The 24,030-nt window shown below is 63.8% G+C and carries 19 protein-coding genes; 3 read left to right on the top strand and 16 right to left on the bottom strand.

Translation table 11 applies throughout. The features are described 5' to 3' along the window. Positions 1-124: 124 nt before the first annotated feature. Positions 125-3,259, top strand: a complete 3,135-nt coding sequence (locus tag NKH80_RS05185) for an efflux RND transporter permease subunit (protein WP_352751117.1) — start codon at positions 125-127, stop codon at positions 3,257-3,259. A gap of 69 nt (positions 3,260-3,328) precedes the next feature. Continuing rightward, on the top strand, positions 3,329-4,822 hold the full coding sequence (locus NKH80_RS05180) for an aldehyde dehydrogenase family protein (RefSeq protein ID WP_352751115.1): 1,494 nt from the start codon (positions 3,329-3,331) through the stop codon (positions 4,820-4,822). Between the two features lie 209 nt (positions 4,823-5,031). On the opposite strand, the gene NKH80_RS05175 is transcribed toward NKH80_RS05180, so the two are convergent. The 16 genes from NKH80_RS05175 to NKH80_RS05100 form a co-directional block, all read right to left on the bottom strand. Continuing rightward, a complete protein-coding gene (locus NKH80_RS05175) occupies positions 5,032-6,741 on the bottom strand; it encodes a trimethylamine N-oxide permease (RefSeq protein WP_352880526.1) in 1,710 nt (569 codons plus the stop codon). A gap of 278 nt (positions 6,742-7,019) precedes the next feature. Continuing rightward, positions 7,020-9,389, bottom strand: coding sequence for a trimethylamine N-oxide demethylase (locus NKH80_RS05170; protein WP_352990037.1), 2,370 nt, complete (start codon positions 9,387-9,389; stop codon positions 7,020-7,022). A gap of 267 nt (positions 9,390-9,656) precedes the next feature. Next, on the bottom strand, positions 9,657-10,286 hold the full coding sequence (locus NKH80_RS05165; RefSeq protein WP_352880522.1) for a sarcosine oxidase subunit gamma: 630 nt from the start codon (positions 10,284-10,286) through the stop codon (positions 9,657-9,659). Beyond that, the gene (locus NKH80_RS05160) at positions 10,279-13,260 is read right to left on the bottom strand and encodes a sarcosine oxidase subunit alpha (protein WP_352990034.1); all 2,982 of its coding nucleotides are present in this window, start codon (positions 13,258-13,260) and stop codon (positions 10,279-10,281) included. The genes NKH80_RS05165 and NKH80_RS05160 overlap by 8 nt, the downstream gene beginning before the upstream one ends. 52 nt (positions 13,261-13,312) lie before the next feature. After that, positions 13,313-13,588 (bottom strand): sarcosine oxidase subunit delta, encoded by a 276-nt coding sequence (locus NKH80_RS05155; RefSeq protein ID WP_352880518.1) that lies wholly within the window; start codon positions 13,586-13,588, stop codon positions 13,313-13,315. Between the two features lie 17 nt (positions 13,589-13,605). Then, positions 13,606-14,859 (bottom strand): sarcosine oxidase subunit beta family protein, encoded by a 1,254-nt coding sequence (locus NKH80_RS05150; protein ID WP_352476569.1) that lies wholly within the window; start codon positions 14,857-14,859, stop codon positions 13,606-13,608. 36 nt (positions 14,860-14,895) lie between these two features. Next, complete coding sequence (gene glnT, locus NKH80_RS05145) at positions 14,896-16,203, bottom strand: type III glutamate--ammonia ligase (protein ID WP_352476570.1); 1,308 nt, start codon at positions 16,201-16,203, stop codon at positions 14,896-14,898. Positions 16,204-16,227: 24 nt separating this feature from the next. Continuing rightward, positions 16,228-17,556, bottom strand: coding sequence for an FMN-binding glutamate synthase family protein (locus NKH80_RS05140; RefSeq protein WP_352990030.1), 1,329 nt, complete (start codon positions 17,554-17,556; stop codon positions 16,228-16,230). A 6-nt stretch (positions 17,557-17,562) separates the two neighbouring features. Beyond that, positions 17,563-18,297, bottom strand: a complete 735-nt coding sequence (locus NKH80_RS05135; RefSeq protein WP_352505307.1) for a GltB/FmdC/FwdC-like GXGXG domain-containing protein — start codon at positions 18,295-18,297, stop codon at positions 17,563-17,565. A 4-nt stretch (positions 18,298-18,301) separates the two neighbouring features. Continuing rightward, a complete protein-coding gene (locus tag NKH80_RS05130) occupies positions 18,302-19,195 on the bottom strand; it encodes a class II glutamine amidotransferase (protein ID WP_352990026.1) in 894 nt (297 codons plus the stop codon). An 83-nt stretch (positions 19,196-19,278) separates the two neighbouring features. After that, complete coding sequence (locus tag NKH80_RS05125; RefSeq protein WP_352505304.1) at positions 19,279-19,611, bottom strand: hypothetical protein; 333 nt, start codon at positions 19,609-19,611, stop codon at positions 19,279-19,281. After that, the gene (locus NKH80_RS05120) at positions 19,608-20,288 is read right to left on the bottom strand and encodes a hypothetical protein (RefSeq protein ID WP_352990023.1); all 681 of its coding nucleotides are present in this window, start codon (positions 20,286-20,288) and stop codon (positions 19,608-19,610) included. Before NKH80_RS05120 ends, NKH80_RS05125 begins: the two co-directional genes overlap by 4 nt. A gap of 45 nt (positions 20,289-20,333) precedes the next feature. Beyond that, complete coding sequence (locus NKH80_RS05115; RefSeq protein WP_292653875.1) at positions 20,334-21,734, bottom strand: APC family permease; 1,401 nt, start codon at positions 21,732-21,734, stop codon at positions 20,334-20,336. A 15-nt stretch (positions 21,735-21,749) separates the two neighbouring features. Continuing rightward, entirely contained in the window at positions 21,750-21,911 is a 162-nt protein-coding gene (locus tag NKH80_RS05110; RefSeq protein ID WP_023673991.1) for a hypothetical protein, read from the bottom strand. 15 nt (positions 21,912-21,926) lie between these two features. Continuing rightward, the gene (locus NKH80_RS05105) at positions 21,927-22,304 is read right to left on the bottom strand and encodes a hypothetical protein (RefSeq protein WP_023673992.1); all 378 of its coding nucleotides are present in this window, start codon (positions 22,302-22,304) and stop codon (positions 21,927-21,929) included. Between the two features lie 11 nt (positions 22,305-22,315). After that, entirely contained in the window at positions 22,316-22,603 is a 288-nt protein-coding gene (locus NKH80_RS05100) for a hypothetical protein (RefSeq protein WP_352990020.1), read from the bottom strand. A gap of 283 nt (positions 22,604-22,886) precedes the next feature. Here NKH80_RS05100 and NKH80_RS05095 point away from each other — a divergent pair, with 283 nt between their 5' ends. After that, entirely contained in the window at positions 22,887-24,020 is a 1,134-nt protein-coding gene (locus tag NKH80_RS05095; protein ID WP_352990017.1) for an aminomethyl transferase family protein, read from the top strand. Positions 24,021-24,030: the final 10 nt, after the last annotated feature.

Raw genomic sequence — 24,030 nt, 5'->3', positions numbered from 1 at the left:
GCGTCCCACCGCGATGTAGATCTCTCAACTCGGAAAGCCACGCCGCCCGGAAGCCCACATCGGAAGTTCCTTGGGCATGCGAAAGCGCGTGCTCTGTTGATCAAATTGAAACGGACTGACGCCGATGACCATCGACACCAATGAAAAGCGGTCTTTCAATCTTTCGCGCTGGGCAATCGGCCATCCGAGCATTGCCCGCTTCCTGTTCGGGCTGATCATCGTCGCCGGTGCGCTCGGCCTGATGCGCATGGGCCAGAAGGAAGACCCCGATTTCACCTTCCGCGTCATGGTCGTCCAGGCGATCTGGCCAGGCTCCTCGATCAAGGAGATGGAGGACCAGGTCGTCAACAAGATCGAGCGCAAGCTGCAGGAAACCCCACACCTCGATTTTGTCCGCTCCTACACCCGCGCCGGCAGCGCCATCATCACCTTGCAGGTTAAGGGCGACACCAATCCGGCGCAGGTCGCCGATGCTTTCTATCAGGTGCGCAAGAAGGTCGGCGATATCGCCAATGAGCTGCCGCAGGGGCTGCTCGGGCCTTACTTCAATGACGAATTCGGCGACACGTTCATCACCCTGCATTCGATCAGCGGCGACGGCTACAGCTATCCCGAACTGAAGAAATTCGCCATCCAGGCGCGTGACATGTTGCTGACGACGCCCGGTGTCGAGAAGGCCGTGATCATCGGCGACCAGCCGGAAAAACTCTACATCGACGTTTCATCCAAGGCGCTTGCCGAACGTGGCCTGACGTTGACCGACCTGCAGAATGCGATCCGAGGCCAGAACAATGTCGACCCGGCAGGTTCTGTCGACACCGGCCAGCGTTCGGTGCGCATTTCGGTCGAGGGCGATGTCACCAGGGCGGCCGACATCCGTGAGCTTCGCCTGCGCGCCGGCAACCAGGTGACGCGCCTTGGCGACATCGCGACCGTGACCTCCGGCCTCGAGGATCCGTACCAGCGCAAATACCGTTTCAACGGTCACGACAGCGTCCAGCTCGGCGTCGTCATGGCCAAGGGCTTCAACGTCACCGACGTCGGCAAGGACGTCGAAGCGACCTACAAGCGCTTCGAAGAGGCGCTGCCCTATGGCGTTGCGGTCGATCAGATTTCCGACCAGCCGCACGTGGTGAAAGAGGCGGTGAGCGAATTCATGGAAGCGCTCGGCGAAGCGCTCCTGATCGTGCTTTTCGTTTCGTTCCTGTCGATCGGCTGGCGTTCGGGCCTGGTAATCGCGATCGTCATTCCGTTAGTCCTGGCGGCTACGTTTGCCATTATGTACGAGCTCGGCATCGACCTGCAGCGCATTTCGCTCGGTGCGCTGATCATCGCCCTTGGCCTCTTGGTCGACGACGCGATGATCGTCGTCGAAATGATGGAGCGAAAGCTCGAGGAAGGCTTGGTCAAGGTCGAGGCGGCGAGCTTCGCCTACTCCTCGACCGCTTTCCCGATGCTCACCGGCACGCTGATCACCACGGCCGGCTTCATTCCCGTCGGGTTCGCTGCCTCGACGGCCGGCGAATATGTGCGCACCCTGTTTTACGTCGTCGGCATCGCGCTGGTCGTGTCCTGGTTTGCGGCAGTCTATTTCACGCCGTGGCTCGGCCACATGATCCTGAAGCAGCGCAAGCACGCCGGCAACCATCACGATGTCTTCGACACGCGCTTCTACCGCCGTCTTCGCTCGACCGTGGCATGGGCGGTGCGCCATCGCATCATCGTCCTGGTGATGACGCTGATGACGTTTGCCACCAGCCTGTGGGCGTTCCAGTTCATTCCGCAGAATTTCTTCCCGCAATCGTCGCGTCCGGAAATCCTCGTCGATCTCTGGCTGCCGGAAGGCACCAGCATCAAGGAAGTCGAGACCCAGGCCAAGGCGCTCGAAGCCAGGATGATGGACGACAAGGACAAGCGCTTCATAGCCACCTATATCGGCGAAGGCGCGCCGCGCTTCTTCCTGCCGCTCGACCAGCAGCTTCGCAACCCGAACTTCGCCCAGCTTCTGGTGATGGCCAATGACGAACCGGCCCGCGAGCGGCTGATCGTCAAGCTGCGCACCATCCTGGCTGAGGATTTCCCATCGATCCGCGCCAAGGTTGATCGCCTGTTCCTCGGTCCGCCGACCGGCTGGCCGGTGCAGATGCGCGTCATGGGTCCCGATCGCCAGGAGGTGCGACGCATTGCCGACGAGGTAAAGGCGAAGTTCCAGGCAAATCCGCTGCTCGGCGCCATCCACGACGACTGGCTGGAGCCGGTGCCGGCGATGAAGCTGGTGATCGACCAGGATCGTGCCCGTGCGCTCGGCGTCACCTCGCAGCGCATCCGCCAGATGCTGCAGGCGACCATGTCGGGAGCGCCGCTCGATGACTTCCGCGACGGCGAGGAGACGGTTTCGATCGTCGCCCGTGAGCCGGAGGCAAGCCGTCACCTGCTGTCGGCGGTCGACTCCGTCTATATCCCGACCGATTTCGGTGGCTCCGTGCCGCTGTCGCAGGTCGCCAAGATCGTCCCGGTGCTGGAGCAAGGCGTCGAATGGCGGCGCGACCGCTTGCCGACCATCAGTGTACGCGCCACGCTTCCGGATGGCGTGCAGCCGAACGATGTCGCCATGAAAATGTACAGCGAGATGCAGGGCCTGCGCGCCAGCCTCGCCCCCGGCTACAAGATCGAGATCCAGGGCGGCGCCGAGGATGCGGCCGAAAGCCAGGCCTCGATTGCGGCGAAAGCGCCGATCATGCTGGCCGTCATCGTCGTGCTGCTGATGATCCAGCTGCAGCATTTCGGCAAGGCGATGCTGGTGCTGGCGACCGGTCCGCTCGGCATTATCGGCGCGGCCGCGGCACTTTTGATCAGCGGCGCGCCGTTCGGCTTCGTCGCCATCCTCGGTGTCATCGCCCTGCTCGGCATCATCATGCGCAACTCGATCATCCTGGTCGATCAGATCGACCAGGACATCGCCGCCGGCGTGGAGCGTTCCGAGGCCATCATCGGCTCGGCGGTGCGCCGGTTCCGGCCGATCGTGCTGACGGCGCTGACGGCGGTGCTGGCGCTGATCCCGATCTCGCGCGGCGTCTTCTGGGGGCCGCTCGCCTACGCCATGATGGGCGGCATTCTCGTCGCCACGGTGCTGACCATCCTTGTCCTGCCGGCAGCCTATGCGCTGTTCTTCGGCAGGGAGCCCAAGAAGGTGGTGGAGCAGCCGGCCGAGACGGAAGAAAAGAACGAAAGGCCGCAACTGGCCCTGGCGGCCGAATAGCGCTGTTGGCAAATGTGACCTCCGGCGGTTTAATCCGCCCACCAGGCGTAGGCGCCGGAGGAGGACGTTATGACCATGCCTCAGACAGCGGCGGCGCTGCGGCTGCCGATCGACGGGCGCCATCGCCGGATGTTCATCGGCGGTGGCTGGGTTGATGCCCGCTCCGGTCGGACCATGGAGAGCCGCAACCCCGCCACCGGCGCGGTCATCGCCACAGTGCCGCGCGCCGACCGCCAGGACATCGACGTCGCGGTGACTGCCGCCCGCAAGGCGTTCGAGGGGCCATGGAGCCGGTTCAAGCCTTATGAGCGGCAGGTGCTGCTGCTGAGGATCGCCGACCTCTTCGAAAAGCACTGGGAAGAGATCAGCCGCTCCGACACCACCGACATGGGCATGCCGATCATACGCACCCGCGCCAACCGCAACCGCGTCATCGGCATGCTGCGCTACTATGCCGGCATGGCGACGGCGCTGCACGGCGAGACCATCGACAACTCGCTGCCCGGCGAAATCGTCTCTTTCACCCGCAAGGAGCCGGTCGGCGTCGTCGGCGCCATCATTCCCTGGAACGCGCCAACGGCGGCGTCGATCTGGAAGATCGGCCCGGCGCTGGCGACCGGCTGCACCATCGTGCTGAAACCATCGGAAGAGGCGCCTCTGACGCCGCTTTTGATCGCCGACATCATGAACGAAGCCGGCGTCCCGGAAGGCGTCGTCAACATCGTCACCGGCACCGGCGCCGAGGCAGGCGCGGCACTCGCCGAGCACACCGGCGTCGACAAGATCGTCTTCACCGGCTCGACGGCAACCGGCCAGTCGATCGTGCGGGCCTCGGCTGGCAACCTCAAGCGCGTCTCGCTGGAACTCGGCGGCAAGTCGCCGGTCATCGTCTGCACCGATGCCGATCTCGACAAGGCGGTACCGGTGGCGGCGATGTCGGTGTTCGCCAATTCCGGCCAGATCTGCATTGCCGGCTCGCGCCTGTTTGTCGAACGCGCCGTCCATGACGAGTTCGTCGAGCGGCTGGCGGCATATGCCAAGGGTCTCAGGGTCGGCGACGGCATCGACCCGGCGACCGAGATCGGCCCGCTCGTCTCCGAAAAGCAGTTGCAACGGGTCACCGGTTACCTTGAGGCCGGCACTGCGGAAGGGGCGAAACTCGTCACCGGAGGCACCCGGCTTGTGGAAGGCGCGCTTGCCACCGGCAATTTCGTCGCGCCGACCGTCTTTGCCGGCGTCTCGGACGACATGAAGATCGCCCGTGAGGAGATCTTCGGGCCGGTGATTTCAGCCTTGCCGTTCGATGCTCTGGACGAGGCGGTCGAGCGGGCCAACAACACGCCTTACGGCCTGGCTGCAGGGGTCTTCACCCAAAATCTCGCTACCGCCCACCAGCTGTCGCGCAAGATCCGCGCCGGCTCGGTCTGGGTCAACACCTATCACGCCATCGATCCGGCCGTGCCCTTCGGCGGCTACAAGATGAGCGGCTACGGCCGCGAGGGTGGCGCCGAACACCTCGACGAATATCTCAACACCAAGGGCGTGTTCATCAAGATCGATTGAGCCTGGCGCCAACAGGGTCAGAAACGAAAAACCCGCCTCGGGAGGCGGGTCTTTGGAGCCAATTGGCACCATACTCAATTTAGTAGCATAGCTGCGGGCACAAAGCAAGAACAAAATAGGGCTATGCCTCAAATAATCGACGTGCCGGGCGTCTCGATGTTCCGGCAGGGGATCGGGCGCATCGCGCACCCGATCCCTCAAGGCAAGCCTCAGATGACGAACAGCCAGTTGGCGAGCAGCATCACCGCGACGCCGGCGACCAGCGTCAGATAGGGCAGCAACCCCGCCTTTCGCACTGTAAGGTCGGACGAGCTCATGCCGAGATCGGCCAGCATGTGGTCGGGGAACTTGCCCTTGTCCTGGATGTAATGCCGGAAGCAGAACACCGGGATGATCAAGGCTGCCGTGATCAGCCCTGCCCACAATGCCATCGGGTTCCAGACCTTGGCTCCGGCGCCCATGAAAACAGCGTTGACGTAGGCAAAGATCGCGCCGAGGCCGAGCAGCCAGCTCGGCGCCTTCCAGGGCCGCGCGATGTGGCCATTGTCGATGCGGTGGATCCAGCCGGCATTGAGATTGAGGAAGTTGAAGATGATATAGCCGCAATTCGACACCGCGAGGATGAAGAAGAAGCTTGTCGCGTCGGCCGAGGCGATGGCCAGCACGATCAGGTTGAAGACCAGGTCGGTCCACATCGCCCGCGTCGGTGCGCCATGCTCGTTGACATGGCTGAGGTAGCGCGGCAGCCAGCCGTCGACCGAACCTTGGTAGAGCGTGCGCGAAGAGCCGGCCATCGCCGTCATGATGCAGAGCACCAGCGCCAGGATCATCAGCATGACCAGCAGGCTGTGGATCAGCTGTCCGCCGCCGACCATGCCGGCCAGCGCATCGGCAACGCCGGAGCCGTCGACGATCGGCGTCGCCAGCATGCCGTTCAAGCCGAGCACGCCCTGAAAGGTGAATGGCACCAGGATGAACAGCAGCATGCACAACAGGCCGGAGTAGAAGATCGCCTTGAAGGTATCGGTGCCGGGGTTCTTGAATTCGGAGGTGTAGCAGACCGCGGTCTCGAAACCGTAGGTCGACCATGCCGCGATGAACATGCCGCCGAGCACCAGCGTCCAGCCGGCGATGTTCCATGCGCCGGGCTCCGGCGCATAGGCTGCCGCGAGCGGCACCAGCGGCGAGAAATTTGCCCAATCGATCTGGCCGGTGACGATCGGCACCACGCCGACGATCAGCATCGGGATGATGACCAGCAGGCCGATATATTTCTGCACGTTGGCCGTGCCCAGGATGCCGCGGTGCTGGATCGAGAAGATGATCAGCATCAGTACCGCGCCGATGAAAAAGGTGGCGTTGAAAGTAAAGGAAACCGGACCAAGCGTGTGACCGTAGAGCGTCCAGCTGCGGATCGCCGGCGTCGCCGCCGCGGTGACCGCGGTGATGGCGTCAGCGGCGCTGGTTCCGGCATGGGCCGCAATATAGGCGGCGACTTCCGGCGAAGTGTCGGTGAACAGCGGCACCGGCGCCAGTGCGTTGAGGATGTAGGCTGCGGCGATCGAGCAGCCGAGCGACAGCACCGGCGACCAGGCGAACCAGTTGCACCACACCGAAAGCGGCGCGATGAATTTCGAATAGCGCAGCCATGCGGTGGCGCCATAGATCGAGGCGCCGCCGGATTTATTCGGGAACAGCCCGGCGATTTCCGCATAGGTGAAGGACTGCAGGAAGCCCATGACCATGGATACGGTCCAGATCAGGAAGGCCAGCGTTCCGGTAGTGCCGGCGATGCCGCCGATCGAAAACAGGACAAGGGCCGGAACGCCGCTCGCGACCCAGAAGGCGCCGCGCCAATCGATGTTCCGGTGCAGCTGCCCTTCGGCAGGCGGCACCAAGGTGGTGACTATCGTGCTCATTTACGTGGATTCCCCATTTTTGATGTTCCCATCGGCAACAGCCACAGTCTCGCGAGGCGTCATCGACGCTCACGTTGAACGGCCCCAGGCGTTTTCCGCTCAGTAGTATTTTTTTCTTAGCAGTGAAGATTGACCCAACGCGCTTTCACGTCAAGCGCTTTGTGACGCTGTGCACATTGCGTTTGTGGAACAGTCGAGCTTCGTTGGCGCTGCCAACGGGTGCGGTCTTCCTTCTCCCACGACAGCAACGGGAGAAGGGAAGAACCAGACAGCATCGATCAGGAGCGCGGCCTGGTCTTTTGCGGGTCATAATGGGCAAAGGCGACGACGCGCGCCGGCAGCCGCTTGCTGTGGCCGTCGAGCTTGCCGATCTCGACCTCGGTGCCGACCGCCGAATGCGCGACGTCGAGCCTGGCCAGCGCGATGGTCTTGCTTAGCAGCGGCGAGCGCATGCCGGAGGTGACCACGCCGATCTGGGCGCGGCCGACATGCACGCCATCGCCGTGGCCGACGGCGACATTGGCGTCGATGTCGAGGCCGACCAGCTTCCTCTGCGGATTTTCCTTGCGCCGGATCAGCGCCTCGCGGCCGATGAAATCGTCGCTCTTGGTCTTCAGCGGTACGGTGAAGCCGATGCCGGCCTCGAACGGATCTGTCTGGTCGGAAAATTCGTAACCGGCAAAGATCAGCCCGGCCTCGATGCGCACCATATCGAGCGCCTGCAGCCCCATCGGCTTCAGGCCGTGCGGCTGGCCGGCCTGCCAGATCGCGTCGAAGACCTTGTCGGCGTCGCGCGGGTGGCACCAGATCTCGTAGCCGAGCTCGCCGGTGTAGCCGGTGCGCGAGACAATGACGGGAATGCCATTGCCGCCGCCGATGCGGGCGACCGCGAAACGGAACCATTCAAGCTCGTCGATCGACGGCTGCAGCGGCGAGGTCCAGACGATCTGCCGCAGAATGTCGCGGCTTTTCGGTCCCTGCACGGCGACATTGTGCATCTGGTCGGTCGACGAGCGCACCAGCACGGTGAGGCCGAGTTTTTGCGCCGTTTCCCGCAGCCATTCGCCGGATAGATCGTCGCCGCCAACCCAGCGGAAATTATCCTTGCCGAGCCGAAGCAGCGTGCCGTCGTCGATCATGCCGCCGTGCTGGTAGCACATGGCGGAGTAGACCACCTGACCGACGCCGAGCTTCTTGATGTCGCGGGTCAGGGTATATTGCAGCAGCGCTTCGGAATCCGGCCCGGTGACCTCGAACTTGCGCAGCGGCGACAGGTCCATGATCACGGCGTCCTGCCGGCAGGCCCAGTATTCGTCGATCGGGCCTTGCCTGGCGAAGGAATTGGCCAGCCAATAACCCTTGTACTCGACGAAGTTGCGGGTGTGCTTGGCAAAGCTCGAATGAAAGGCGGTCTCGCGGGTCATTTTCGGTTCCGAATCGGGCGTCATGCGTCTGGCGATCGCTCGCGAGAATTTGTGCTGGCCGGAATAGGTTCGCACATGGATGTCGGTCAGGTTCCAGCCATTGGCCGGCGTGGTGTCGTCGGGGCAGGCCGACGAGACGCAGACGATGTCCGTGAGCGCCCTGAGTAGCACATAGTCGCCCGGCCGCGACCACGGCTCGTCCGAAACCACGACGCCATGCGCGTCGATCGCCGTGTTGAAGAAGAAGTTGATCGCCATCCAGCCGGCGCGGGGCGTGACGCCCTTGTCGGCCAGCGCGCGGTTGAAATTCTCCGAGCAGTTGGGATGGCCGGGATAGCCGATGTCGTCGTAATATTTGGCGGCGCAGGCGAGCGCGAACGCATCGTGCCGGCCGCAAGTGTCCTGCACCACCTCGACCAGCGGCTCCATGTCCTGGTCGTAGTATTTCGAATGCAGGCCGGGCATCGGATAGCTCGAGCCCATCAGCGTGCGCGTCGTCGTCACGTCGAGCGGATGATCGCGGCCCTTGTCCAGCTTGCGCGCCGAAAAGCACTGGAAATCCGTGCATTGGCGCCCGTCGACATCAATGATCTGCAGATAATCGCCCGCCCTAACGAAATAAGCCTCCGCCGTCGCCGAATGGACGCGCAGGTCGAGCACGGGATCGGCCAGCGGGTCGGCAAGCCTGGATTTCGCCGCCGGGCGGATGGTGGCGCGCCGGACGACGACGCTAAGCGGCGTCGCGGTATCGTGGCCGTCGACCAGCATCGGCCCGCCGGGCGCGGCAATCAGCATTGAACCGTCGCGGGCGACGGTAAAAGCCTGTTCGGTCCCGGCAGGGGTGGCGCCGCCGAAAACGCGAACCGCCTTTGCCTGATCGAGCTGCACCTCGCGCCGCTCGAGGCCTCGGCGCAAGGAAGCGAGGCTATCGTCGCCCTCGGCCAGCATCGCCTTGATGCCGGCGGCATTGCTGTTCGATCTCTCTCCGAGAATGCCGGGATCGGTCGCGCCGCTGCTGTCCCATGCCAGGAGCTCGCAAGCCTGCCCGCCCTCGACATTGCGCACGCTGATCGTATCGCCGGCCTCGACCTCGATCAGCACCGCGCCGTTGCCCTGGACGGTGTAGCGCTCCATCCCGGCCGGCAGCGCGATCTGGCCTGGCCGCAGGATCAGGCTCGGCCGCGGCGGTCCGGCGACGACGGCGGGGTAGGGCGACTGGCTCATCTCAACCCTGGTTTCGAGAAACAAGTTTGCCTGTGTGTGAAATTATTTTAGCGGGAAGAATAGCAGGGGGATCGGGTTTGGCAAGGTGAAGGTGGCACAAGCTCCCCCTTCTCCCCTTGTGGAGAAGGTGTCGCCGAAGGCGACGGATGAGGGGTGTTCCAGGGAACGCCAGCATCTCACTCTGCTGGAACACCCCTCATCCGTCTCGGCGCTGCGCGCCGATCCACCTTCTCCCACAACAAGGGGAGAAGGGAAGACGCGCCAAGGCTACCCCAATTCCTCGGAATGCCCGATATCGACGCCATACTCCGCGGCCGCATCGAGCATCGTATGCCACAGGCTTTCGGCAAACGTCGCAAATACCAGAAGATTGAACACCCCCTGCCCATCCGGCCGGTCATTGCCACGCCAGAGATTGATGCTGGTGTGATCGACCGCGGTCGCCGCCGCGGTGCCGGCCGGGAACGCCGCCGGGTGCAGGTCTAGCGACGACAATTTCGCCAACATCGAGCGCGCCTTGCCTCCCGAGACGCTGATCAGGGCGCGCGCATGCGACTGATCGGAAAGCGAGGCGGACTGCGAGAACGCCTGGCTCAGCTTCTCCATCGCGTGAATGCCGCCCTTCGACAAGACGAGGAACTGATCCGGTCCCGACCAGATCAGCGTGGCGTCGGGAACTCGGACCGCGTCGGGCGCATTCGGGGCGGCAACGCCGAAGCGGGTTTCGGCAGCCTTCGCCAGTTCTGCCGCCTTGCCGCGCCGCGCCATCACCTGGATCAGGTCGAAATTGCGGATCTCGGTGAGCGATACGCCGGCCGCCGTGCCGCGCGCGCCGTAGCCGCCGACAACAAGCGCTTTCTCCAGCGGACTGCGGGCAATCCAGGAAAACTCAGCCACGCTGGCGCCCTCCATCCGGATCGTAAAAGACAGGACTGCAGAGCTCGACATCGTAATCTTCCCCGCGCAGCGGATCGTGCGCATGGACGATCTCGCCGATGCGCTCGCGGCCGCGCTCGACCAGCCCAAGCCCGATCCACTGGTCGAGCATCGGCGAAAAGCAGACCGAGGTGACATAGCCCTGGTCATTGTCGGGACCGGGCGTCTCGCCCTTCGGGATGATATGCGCGCCGGAACGCAGGCGGCGCGTCTTGTCGACCGGCTTGATGCCGACGACGACCTGGCGGTCCGGCGCGACCAGCGCCTCGCGCCCGGCCATGACGCGGCCGATGAAGTCTTTCTTGGTCGACATCATCTTGCCGAGGCCGAGGTCGGCGGCGGTCGTCGTGCCGTTCAGCTCCGGTCCGGCGACATGGCCCTTTTCGATGCGCATGACGCCGAGCGCCTCGGTGCCGTAGGGCGTAACGCCGAATGGCTTGCCGGCCAGCATCAAATTGCGCACCAGCGCGTCGCCATAGCGCGCGGGAACAGAAATCTCGAATGCCATTTCGCCGGAGAAGGAGATGCGGAACAGCCGCGCTCTGATGCCACCGTGCAGCGCGACTTCCCGCGCCCCCATGAACGGAAAACCTTCGTTCGACAAATCCTCGGATTCATCAACGACCTGTTTCAGCAACTCCCGCGCGCTCGGCCCGGCGATCGAGAATTGCGCCCACTGGTCGGAAACCGAGGTCAACTGCACGTCGAATTCCGGGAACAGCACCTGCCGGCAGAATTCGAGATGCTGCATCACCAGCCCGGCCTTGGCGGTGGTGGTGGTCAGGAAATAATGGTCCTCGGCGAGCCGCGACGTCGTGCCGTCGTCATAGACGATGCCGTCCTCGCGCAGCATCAGCCCGTAGCGGGCTTTTCCGACGGCGAGGCTGGAGAAGGTGTTGATGTAGACGCGGTCGAGGAAAGCGCCGGCATCCGGGCCGTGCACTTCGATCTTGCCGAGCGTCGAGACGTCGCAGAAGCCGACGCCGGAGCGCACCGCCTTGACCTCGCGCGTCACCGATTCCAGCCAGTCCTTTTCGCCGGCGCGCGGATACCATTGCGCCCGCTTCCACAGGCCGGTGTCGACGAACACCGCGCCCTGTTCGGCTGCCCAGTGATGCGACGGCGTCAGTCGTGTCGCGTGGAAGTTTTCGTCGCGATGATGGCCGGCGAAGGCGCCGATGGCGACCGGTACATAGGGCGGGCGGTAGATCGTCGTGCCGGTTTCGGGAATGGACTTGCCTGACAACGCAGCCATGATGGCGAGGCCGGCGACATTCGAGGTCTTGCCCTGGTCGGTGGCCATGCCGAGCGTCGTATAGCGCTTGAGATGCTCGACCGATTCAAAACCTTCGCGCTGGGCCAGTTCGATGTCGGATGCGGTGACATCGTGCTGGTAGTCGACAAAGGCCTTGCCCTTGCCGGCGACGTGCCAGAGCGGGGTCAGCGAAAAGGCTTCTTCGTCGGCGACCGGCGGCGTGCCGGCATTGCCGCCGCGTCCGGCGCTCTGCGCTGCCGCAGCACCCGCGGCAAATCCCTGGCGCAGGCAGTCGCCTAGGCCGAAGGCGCCGTTGGCGGCGCCGACGGCCACCATGCCGGGCGGCGCACCATCCGGCACGAAGGCTGCGATATCGTCCTGCCATTTCGGCCGGCCGCGATGATAGGAAGTCAGCCCGACCGCCGGATTCCAGCCGCCGGACACGGCTAGCCCGTCGGCTTCGACTTCGGCGCGCGCGCCGCCGGTGAGTGCCACCGCGATCGTCCGGACACCGTCCTTGCCGCCTTCGACCCCGCTGACCGAGCCGTTGAGCACGGCAAAGCCGCCTTTGGCGGCAAGCGCGTGACGTTCGGCGGATACGTCCGGGCGTGCATCGACCACCGCTGCGATCTGCAATCCGGCGCCAAGCGCGGTCTCGACGGTGCGCCAGCCATCCTCATTGTTGGTGAACAACGCGATCCTCGTGGCAGGGGTTGCCGCATAGCGTTCGACATAGGTCCGCATCGCCGAAGCCATCATCACGCCGGGCGTGTCGTTGCCGGCAAAGACGATCGGCCGCTCGATGGCGCCGGCGGCAACGACGCAGCGCTTGGCCACGATCCGCCACAGCCGCTGGCGCACCTGGTGCTCGGGCGGCGAGGGCAGGTGGTCGTTGACCCGCTCGATGGCGCCATATGTGCCGCCATCATAGACGCCGAACAATGTCGTGCGGGTCATGATGCGGACATCGGGCAGTGCGGCGAGTTCGTCCAGCGTGCGCGTAATCCATTCGGCCGCCGGCGTGCCGTCGATCGTGCCGCCGTCGGCAAGCAGGCGGCCGCCAAGCGCGAAATCTTGCTCGCACAGGATGACGCGGGCGCCGCCGCGCCCGGCCGCCAGTGCCGCAGCCAGCCCGGCCGGGCCGGACCCGGCAATCAGCACGTCGCAATGCGCCCACGCCTTGTCGTAATGGTCGGGATCGGCGACGCCTGCAGCGCGACCGAGGCCGGCGGCGCGGCGGATCGCCGGCTCGTAGACCGCTTCCCAGAATTTGGCCGGCCACATGAACGTCTTGTAGTAAAAGCCGGCGACGAAGATCGGCGCAAACAGCTGGTTGACCGCCATCAGATCATGGCGCAGCGACGGCCAGCGGTTCTGGCTGGCCGCTTCCAGACCGTCATAAAGCTCGGCCGTGGTCGCCTTGGTGTTGGGCTCGCGTCGCGCTCCGCTGCGCAGTTCGACCAGCGCGTTGGGCTCCTCCGAACCAGCGGTCAGGATGCCGCGCGGCCGATGGTATTTGAACGAGCGGCCGACCAGCTTGACGCCATTGGCGATCAGCGCCGAGGCCAGCGTGTCGCCTTGGAAGCCGGCAAAGCTCTTGCCGTCGAAGCGGAAGCCCAGTGGCGCGGCGCGATCGATGAGACCGCCTGATACGAGACGATAGGGCTGGCTGGAGGTCACGATCGCCCGCCTTCCGTCGCTGTGGCCTGATAAGCGCTGACCTGGACAGAATTCATCTTGCAGCCTGCTTCGCACCAACGCCTGCCGCCGGCTCGACCGACGAAATCTCATGCGTAAGCGTGTTGCGGGCGACCTTCAGCCAGGCCCGGCAGCCGCCGCCATGGTACCAGTATTCGCTCATCGGCCCGGCGATGTTGTCGCGCAGATAGACGTAGTCGAACACCTCGTCTTCGGAGGCGCCGGCTGCCGGGCGCGCCGACTTGGCGTCGCCGAGATAGGTGAACTCGCCGAGTTCGCGTTCGCCGCAGAAGGGACAGACAATGCGCATGCTTCTTCAGCCAGCCTTCAATGCAGGTTCGGTTGGGCGCCCTGGCCCTTTTCGTCGATCATGGCACCTCGCCGAAAGCGGTCGAGGCGGAAGCGGGCAGCCTCCTTGTGCGGCTCGTCGCGCGCCAGCAGATGGGCAAAAACCAGGCCGGAGCCGGGCGTCGCCTTGAATCCGCCATAGCACCAGCCGGCGTTGAGATAGAGCCCGTCGACCGGTGTCTTGTCGATGATCGGCGAGCCATCCATCGACATGTCCATGATGCCGCCCCACTGACGCAGAAGCCGTATCCGGCCGATCATCGGCATCAGCGCCATGCCGCCTTCGCAGACATCTTCCATGACAGGCAGATTGCCGCGCTGGGCGTAGGAATTGTAGCCGTCTATATCGCCGCCGAAGACCAGCCCGCCCTTGTCGGATTGGCTGACGTAGAAATGGCCGGCGCCGAAGGTCATGACATTGGGGATCAGCGGCTTGATCGCCTCGGAGACGAAGGCCTGCAGCACATGGCTTTCGATCGGCAGCCGCATGCCGGCCATCGCCGCGACGCGCGACGAGGAGCCGGCGACCGCCATGCCGACCTTGGCGGCACCGATCCTGCCGCGCGATGTCTCGACGCCGGTCACCTTGCCGCTGCCGTCGCGAACAAAGCCGGTCACCTCGCAATTCTGGATGATGTCGACGCCGAGCGCGCTCGCCGCATGCGCATAGCCCCAGACCACGGCGTCGTGCCGTGCCGTGCCGCCGCGTCGCTGCAAAAGCCCGCCCTGCACCGGAAAGCGCGCATTGTCGAAGTTCAGGAACGGCATCATCTTCCTGACCGCGGCGAGGTCGAGCAGTTCGGCATCGATGCCGTTGATGCGCATGGTGTTGCCGCGCCGTGCGTAGGCGTCGCGCTGCGCGTCGGAATGGTAGAGGTTGATGACGCCGCGCTGGCTGACCATGGTGTTGTAGTTGAGGTCCTGCTCCATGCGCTCCCAGAGCTTCATCGAAAGCTCGTAGAACCCTGTATTGCCTGGCAGCCCGTAATTGGAACGGATGATGGTGGTGTTGCGGCCGGCATTGCCGGAGCCGATCCAGCCTTTTTCCAGCACGGCGACATTTCTGATGCCGTATTCGCTGGCGAGGAACCACGCCGTCGCCAGGCCATGGCCGCCGCCGCCGATGATCACCACGTCGTAGTGGCTCTTCGGGGTGGCGTCGCGCCAGGTGCGCTGCCAGTTCTTATGGCCGGAAAATGCCGCCCGGGCGAGGGAGAAGATCGAGTATTTCATGAACCTGTTTCGCGCCGGGCGTGCAACAATTCCGGATCAGATGTCGAGCGTGTGGTCGCGCTCCCACTGGGTGAAGTGGGAAGCATAGGAATTCCATTCCTGCTGCTTGAGCTTTAGATACGCCGACGAGAATTCCTCACCCAGCGCCGCCTTGAGCGATTTGTCGTTGTCGAACTCGCGCAACGCGTCGAGCAGGTTGAGGGGCAGCTTCGGCGCGCCCTCGACCGTATGGCCGAACTGGTACATGTCGATGTCGTAGCGCCGGCCGGGATCGGCCTTCGAGCGGACACCGTCAAGGCCGGCCGCGATGATGACGGCCTGCAGCAGATAGGGGTTTGCCGCGCCGTCCGGCAGGCGCAGCTCGAACCGGCCTGGCCCAGGCACGCGCACCATGTGGGTGCGGTTGTTGCCGGTCCAGGTCACGGTGTTCGGCGCCCAGGTAGCGCCGGAGATGGTGCGCGGTGCGTTGATGCGCTTGTAGGAATTGACCGTCGGGTTGGTGATCGCGGCAAGGGCGGAAGCATGTTTCATGATGCCGCCGAGGAAATTCCGGCCCTTTGCCGACAGGCCGAGCTCCATCGCATTATCGGCAAAGACATTGGTCTTGCCGTCCCTGTCCCACACCGAGATATGCGCATGGCAGCCATTGCCGGTCAGGCCCTGGAAGGGTTTAGGCATGAAGGTTGCGCGCAGGCCGTGCTTTTCGGCGACCGATTTCACCATGAATTTGAAGAAGGAATGCTTGTCGGCGGTCGCCAGCGCATCGTCGAAGGCCCAGTTCATCTCGAACTGGCCGTTGGCGTCCTCGTGGTCGTTCTGGTAGGCGCCCCAGCCGAGCGCCAGCATGTGGTCGCAGATCTCGGCGATCACGTCGTAGCGGCGCATCACCGCCTGCTGGTCGTAGCAGGGCTTCGACGCCGTATCGTATTCGTCGGAAATCGTCTTGCCATCCGGCGAGATCAAGAAGAATTCGGCCTCGACGCCGGTCTTGATGTGCATGCCGTCGCCAGCGGCCTCGGCGATCAACCGCTTCAGCGTGTTGCGCGGCGCCTGCTCGACCGATTTGTCGTCCATGATGCAGTTGGCGGCAACCCAGGCGACCTCCGGCTTCCAAGGCAACTGGATCACCGAGGCCGGATCTGGCACCGCCAGCATGTCGGGATGCGCCGGCGTCAGGTCGAGCCAGGTGGCAAAGCCGGCAAAGCCGGCACCGTCCCGCTGCATGTCGGCGATCGCCTGCGCCGGCACCAGCTTGGCGCGTTGCCCACCGAACAGGTCGGTGTAGGATATCATGAAATATTTGACGCCCTTTTCCTTGGCGAAGGCGGCGAGATCGTTCCCCATTATAGTTCCTCGCTTTGGTTTGTTTTAGAAGCCGTTCTTGCCCGGTATCCAATTGGTGCCGGCCAGCGGCACGCCGGCCATGGCTGCGGCTTCGATCGTCAAGGCCACAAGATCCTCGGGCTCGAGATTGTGCAGGCTATTCTTGCCGCAGGCGCGGGCGATTGTCTGAGCCTCAAGTGTCATCACCTTAAGATAATTCGCCAGCCGTCGTCCGGCCGCAATCGGATCGACCCGTTTCATTAGCTCGGGATCCTGCGTGGTGATGCCGGCCGGGTCGCGTCCCTCATGCCAGTCGTCATAGGCGCCGGCGGTGGTGCCGAGCTCGTTGTATTCCGCCTCCCAGCGCGGATCATTGTCACCGAGCGCGACAAGCGCTGCCGTGCCGATCGACACCGCGTCGACGCCGAGCGCCAGCGCCTTGGCGACGTCGGCGCCGTTGCGTATGCCGCCCGAGACGATCAGCTGCACCTTGCGGTGCATGCCGAGGTCCTGCAGCGCCTGCACCGCCGGCCTGATGCAGGCAAGCGTCGGCTGGCCGACGTTCTCGATGAACACTTCCTGGGTTGCCGCGGTACCGCCCTGCATGCCGTCGACGACGACGACGTCGGCGCCTGCCTTCACCGCAAGCGCGGTGTCGTAATAGGGCCGGGCGCCGCCGACCTTGACGTAGATCGGCTTTTCCCAGTCGGTGATTTCGCGCAGTTCCAGGAGCTTGATCTCGAGATCGTCCGGCCCGGTCCAGTCGGGGTGGCGCGAGGCCGAGCGCTGGTCGATGCCTTTCGGCAGCGTGCGCATTTCGGCGACGCGGTCGGAGATCTTCTGGCCGAGCAGCATGCCGCCGCCGCCTGGCTTGGCGCCCTGGCCGACGACAACCTCGATCGCATCGGCGCGGCGCAGATCGCGCGGGTTCATGCCATAGCGCGACGGCAGATACTGGTAGACCAGCGTCTTCGAATGGCCGCGCTCTTCCTCGGTCATGCCGCCGTCGCCGGTGGTCGTCGAGGTGCCGGACAGCGTCGCGCCACGGCCGAGCGCTTCCTTCGCCGGGCCGGACAGCGAGCCGAAGCTCATGCCGGCAATAGTGATCGGGATTTTCAATTCGATCGGTTTTTTCGCGTAGCGCGAGCCGAGCACGACGCTGGTGTCGCAGCGCTCGCGATAGCCTTCGAGCGGATAGCGCGAGATCGAAGCACCGAGGAACAGAAGGTCGTCGAAATGCGGCAGCTTGCGCTTGGCGCCGGCGCCGCGGATGTCATAGATGCCGGTCGCCGCGGCGCGGCGGATCTCGGAAAGCGTGTAGTCGTCGAAGGTCGCGGATTTGCGCGGCGTCGTCGGCGGGTTGCGATAGGTCATTGAGCCTCAATACGCGTCGGCGTTGTCGATATTGAAATTGTAGAGGGTACGAGCCGAGCCATAACGCTTGAACTCCGCCGCCTTGACGCCGGTCACGCCGGCGCGGTCGAGTAAGCCTTGCAGCAATTCGAGATGCTCGGGCCGCATCTCCTTGGCGATGCAGTCGGCGCCGAGGCTTTCGACCTTGCCGCGCACGAAAAGCCGCGCCTCGTAGATGGAATCGCCGAGCGCATCGCCGGCATCGCCCAGCACCACCAGATTGCCGGACTGCGCCATGAAGGCCGACATGTGGCCGATATTGCCATGGACGACGATGTCGATGCCTTTCATCGAAATGCCGCAACGCGATGACGCGTTGCCTTCGATGACGAGCAGCCCGCCGCGGCCGGTGGCGCCGGCATACTGGCTGGCATCGCCTTTGACGACGATCTGGCCCGACATCATGTTTTCGCCGACGCCGGGCCCGGCCGAGCCATGCACGGTGATGGTGCCGCCGTCGTTCATGCCGCCGCAATAATAGCCGACGCTGCCGCGCACATCGATGGCGACCGGCTGGTCGAGGCCGACGGCGACCGAATGGCTGCCTCGCGGGTGGAGCACCTCCCAGGCGGTCTCGTTCGAACCGGGCGCCAGATCGTGCAGCGCCTGGTTGAGCTCGCGCAGCGACATTTCGGCCAGGTCGAAGACCCGCGATGCCTGGCCCGGCTCACGCGCCGCCTTGGAGAGGTTGATTGCCGGCATCAGCTCAATGCTCCCAGAAATAGACGGTTGCGGGCTCGGGTTCCCAGACTTTCGCACTGTCTATGCCGGGCAGTTTGGTGAGCGCACGATATTCCGAGCCGAAGGCGACATACTGGTCGGTTTCGGCCATCACGGCGGGCTTGCAGGCGATGGGGTCGCGCACCACGCCGAAACCGTTCTTGGTGCCGACGACGAAGGTGAAAAAGCCGTCGAGATCGCTCAGCGTGCCTTCCAGCGCCTCGCCGAGGTTCTTGCCATGCGCCATCTGCGAGGAGAGATAGGCGGCGGCGACCTCGGTGTCGTTCTCGGTCTCGAATGTCATGCCTTCACGGATCAGCTCGCGGCGGACATTGTTGTGGTTGGACAGTGAGCCATTATGCACCAGGCACTGGTCGGCGCCGGTCGAGAACGGATGCGCGCCCATCGTCGTCACCGCCGATTCGGTCGCCATGCGGGTATGGCCGATGCCGTGCGTGCCGGTCATCTCGCGGACGCCGAAACGGTCGACGACCGCTTCCGGCAAGCCGACTTCCTTGTAGATCTCGACGACGTCGCCGGCGCCCATGATGCGGATGTCGGGGCGCAGCGTCTGGATCGCCTCGCGGGCTTCGTCGATCTTGGCAGGCATCGTCCGGACCACGGCATGCGTCGACTTCGCAGCAATGCTCACCGGCGCGCCGATTGCCTTGGCGAGTTCGGCGTCGAGGCCGCGGAAATCGCGCTCCGGCTTGGCCGACTGGATGGTGATCTTGGCTTCACTGGAGGGCGCGCCATAGATGGCGATGCCGGCGCTGTCGGGACCGCGATCGCTGAGCGAGATCAGCATCTCCGACAGCATCGCGCCAAGCTGGGGCTCGAGCGACTTGTCCTTCAAAAACAGTCCGACGATTCCGCACATGTCAGGCTCCGCGAGTTTGTTCCTCCGAGATGTATCGAATGAGTCCCGGGAATTCAATTGGTATGAAAAAAATTTTCCTGTCGTTATATATCGGTTGAGGCGCCGTCGGCCGCACTATCGCTACGCTGGCCGCCATTGTGAAGCCATTTGGCATAGCGGATGCGGGCGATCTTGTAGGCATCCAGCATCGACAGGGCATAGATCAGGACGCCGCCGGCATGGCGGCCGATGAAGCTGGCATCGGGCGGCGCGATCTTGGCGGTGACCCAGGCCAGGACCACCATGAAGAACAGGAATTGCAGGCCGCGCACCGGCACGCCGAGCACGACATGCCCGCTCGCCGGCAAGACGATCGCAGCGCCGAGAACCAGATAGGGGCTCGGTGGTGCGGGGGAGGTGCTGATCTGGCTGGTCATGCCGCCTGCCGTTCGCTTTGATTGATGGCATCGCGCAGCGCCGAAGCCGACGACAGCAGCCTCTCGATCAGCCCCGGATCGAGCCTGACCGTGCCGAATTCGGCTTGCCGGAATACGCCGTAGCGCGCCCGCTCGGCCTCGGCCAGCAGCCAGACGATGCGCACGCCGTTTGGTGTGATCAGCAGTTCCTTGGCGCGCTCGTCGGCAAAGATATCGAGGTGGTCGGCGATGACGGCTTCGGGGAAGCGCACGCCCTTGCGGTCGCTCCGCAGCACCGCCTCGGCTGGAAATCCGGCGGCCTTCGGCAGTGTCTGGACGAGATGATCGAAATTGGAAAACGTCGTCGGCGATCCCGGCCGCATCATCATGTCGAAAGTGCCTGGCACCGCGACCTTTTCGGTGATCGAAACGCTCAGCCAGCGCGCCGGCAGCTTCCTTATCGCCAGCGTGTCGACGATCGTCCGCACCTGCACCCGCCGGCCGTTCCACGAGCCGGCGAAGGTGACGACGCCGGCGGCGCCGTCCGAGATGTTTGCCACGTCGGGGATGATATCGCGAAGCCCCGCTTCGTCGGCGGCAAGCGCAGTCGAAGCCTTGGCGCGGCTGGCGCGCGCAAGCCAGGCTATGTGGAGGACGAGAGCCAGGGCAACCGCCCCGGCGAGCAATGCTGAGATCACCTAGCGCACCTCGTCACGCAAATGCCCGCCCAGACCGGCGCGCCGTCAGTACCCCTGCGGCTTCGGCCACGGCATGGTGAACTGGGCACCACGGCGTACGAATTTGTAGCGGTAGAAGTGGAACCACAGCGAGATCAGGAAGTAGAAGGCGACCATGGCGATCAGCTGCGAGCCGAAGCCGAGGAAGATCGCAAAGAAGGTGACCACGCAAAGGCAGAACAAGACGATGGCCGGCAGCGGATGGAAGGGATGGGTGTAGCCGCGGCGGATCGAGCCGAGCGGCCACTTCTTCCTGAACATGATGATGTTGATGCTCATGAAGGTGTATTGCAGCACGCCCGACAGGATCGAGAAGGTGATCGCCTGGTTGAGGTCGGCGATGAAGGCAAAGGCGAGCGCGATCGGCAGCAGGAACAGGATCGAGCGATAGGGCGTGCGGTATTTCGGATGCACCGCCGAGAACCAGGTCGGCAGATAGCGGTCGCGGCCGAGCGAAAACCAGGCGCGCGCGGCGTCGTTGATGCAGCCATTGGCGGAAGCCAGTGCAGCAAGCAGCGTCGCGATGAACAACAGGTTCTCGAGCAGCGCACTGCCGGTCAGTTTGCCTGCGTCCCACAGCGGATAATAGGTGATGCCGAGATATTCCCAGGGCATCAGCGAGGCGCAGACATACCAGGTCATCGCGGCCGCGATCAGAAGCGTGATCATGCCGGCCATCGTGCCGTAAGGCAGCGAGCGCGCCGGCGAGCGAACTTCCTCGGCGGCCTGCGTGGTGCCTTCGATGCCGAGATAGTACCAGATGCCGAACTGGAAGGCGGCGATGACGCCGATCCAGCCATAGGGCAGGGCGTTGCCGGGGGTGACCAGCTCGTTGAGCTTCAGCACGGCGCCTTGGGTCCACGGGCTGACCGAGAAGAACAGGATGACGATCGAGACATAGGCGATGGCGGTGATGACGAAGTTTACGTTGAGCGTCATCAGCACGCCGCGATAGTTCAGCCATGCCAGCACGACGATGGTCGCGGCGATGAAGGAATTGTGGTTGAGGCCCTCGACGCCGGCCTTGGCGACAATGGTGTCGCCAAGCAGGATCGCGTCCGACACTTCGAGCATGGTATAGGCAAAGACCAGGAAAAGCGCGACGTTGAAGGCCATCAGCGGCCCGACAATGTGCTTGGCCTGGGCATATTGGCCGCCGGCGGCGGCAACCGTCGAGGTGACTTCGGAATCGATCATCGCGACCGAGGTGTAGAGCAGTCCGACGATCCAGCAGACGATCAGCGCCGCCAGCGCGCCGCCCTTGTCCGCCGCGAAATTCCAGCCGGTGAATTCGCCGACCAGAACGATGCCGACACCGAGCGCCCAGACATGGGCGGGGCCGAGCACCCTGAGCAGTGAGACCCTGTCGCCTTGCACTTGCACCGCTGGTTCAGCCGTGATCGTCATCGTTCAATCCCCCACTCAGATCCGGTGTTTTTCGGACACGGCTTCAAGCTCGCCTTCCCTGGACGAGGTCAGCATCTCTTCGGAATAGGTCGTGTCGATCTTGAACCAGTCGTAGAGCATCCACAGCGCGAGCACGATCGAGATGCCCCAGCATGCGTAAGAGAGTGCCACCCACATGACGATGCTTCCTATCTATTTGTCGCCGAACTTTTCGTCGATGACGTCGCGGTATTCGCGGTCAGATGCGCGGAACAGAAAGATGAAATAGCCAATCAGCACCGCGGCCATGATGATCAGCGTCGGCCAGTCGATGATGTAGTGGAACCGGTTCTGGATGATGTCGTGCGCGGTTTCCGGCGTGTAGCCGAGCTTTTCCCAGATCGAGGCCATGGTCGGGTTCTGGCCGAGCGCTTCCCACGTCTTGGCGTCGAGCGCGTCGATGGATTTTGCCGCCCCTGCCAGGCCTAGTTTCAGCGGCAGCCACAGCGCGACGAAAATCGCGACCACGACGACGGCGATATCGAAAACCTGTCCGGCCTTGCTCTGTTCGGGCGGTGTATAGCGGGCCATGCGTCTCCCCCTCAGGACTTGCGGTTGCGGTAGGCGTCGGCATTCTTGATGTCGAGGCCGTAGATGAAGTCCTTGTCTTCCTTGTAGTGATTGACCATCGCCAGGATGGCGGCCGTGTTGAAGATCAGCACGGCGGCCGCGGCGACCGCGACGACGAGCTTGATGCCGGCATCGGGGATGAATGGCCATGTCATGAACAGGACAAAGAGGATCGTCGCCCACAGGCAGACGATCAGGAGCATGGATCCACGCACGTCGGAACGGTACAACGCTTCCACGCGCTGTTGCAGGTCGGACATCGGCTTTCCCCTTTTTCAACGCCGGCCCGGACTGGCCGGTCATTGCCCTCTTTCAAGAGAGTGAAATTTTTTTCATAAAATCCGGCCGAATTCTGGAATTGTCAAGACGATTTTACGCGACGTTAACCGTTTGTTCGGGCTCGCCGGATTTGCCTGACAATGAAATTATTTGCTTACGGGTATTGCAGGCTCCCGGCGTTTGCGATCAATATTCAAGGCAACGCTCCCGCCTGTGTGCAGGGAGCAGGGGAAAGCAAACGTTTTTCGAAACGGAGGACAGCGGATGACGGCATCCTGGAGATTTTCGACGCTTGCGGACCGCCATCGCGCGCTCGGCTCGAAGCTCGAGGACTGGAGCGGCATGGGCACCGCCTGGACCTACGACAAGGACGCCGACGAAGAGTATATCGCCATCCGCACCAAGGCCGGCCTGATGGATGTGTCGGGCCTAAAGAAGATCCACATCACCGGGCCGCACGCCTCTCACCTGATCGACCTGGCGACGACGCGCGACGTCGAAAAGATCTATCCCGGCAAGTCGGCCTATGCCTGCATGCTCAACGAGGCCGGCAAGTTCACCGACGACTGCATCCTCTACCGCACCGGCCCGAATTCCTGGATGGTCGTGCATGGCTCGGGCACCGGCCATGAAGAGCTGCAGCGCGCTTCCGTCGGTCGCGACGTGTCGCTGCGCTTCGACGACAATCTGCACGACCTTTCGCTGCAGGGGCCGCTAGCCGTGGATTATCTGGCAAAGCATGTGCCCGGCATTCGCGACCTCAACTATTTCCACCACATGCAGACGCAGTTGTTCGGCTTTCCGGTGATGATCTCGCGCACCGGCTACACCGGCGAGCGCGGCTACGAGATCTTCTGCCGTGGCCAGGACGCCGGAACGATCTGGGACAGGATCCTCGACGAGGGCAAGAGCGCCGGCATCATCCCGTGCCGCTTCACCACGCTCGACATGCTGCGCGTCGAGAGCTACCTGTTGTTTTACCCCTACGACAATTCGCAGAAATATCCGTTCGAGAATGAGGGGCCCGGCGACACGCTGTGGGAGCTTGGTCTCGACTTCACCGTCAGCCCGGGCAAGACGGGCTTTCGCGGTGCCGAGGAGCACTACCGCCTGAAGGGCAAGGAGCGCTTCAAGATATTCGGTGTGCTGCTCGAAGGCAGGGAGCCGGCCGACGAGGGCGCACCGGTCTATCGCGACGGCAAGAAGGTCGGCGTGGTGACCTGCGCCATGTATTCGCCGCTGGTCAGGAAATCGATGGCCATCGCCCGGCTCGATGTTGACTGCGCGGTCCAGGGCACCCGGCTCGAGATCCGCAACAGGAGCGGCGCCATCAGCGCAACCGCCGAGCCGCTTCCGTTCGACGACCCGAAGAAGACCAAGCGCACGGCGAAAGGCTGAGGCATACTGC

Source organism: Mesorhizobium sp. M0904 (assembly GCF_040319475.1).
Classification (GTDB): domain Bacteria; phylum Pseudomonadota; class Alphaproteobacteria; order Rhizobiales; family Rhizobiaceae; genus Mesorhizobium.
The sequence above is the reverse complement of the archived record's forward strand: the minus strand, read 5'-3'. Positions and strand labels throughout refer to the sequence as shown.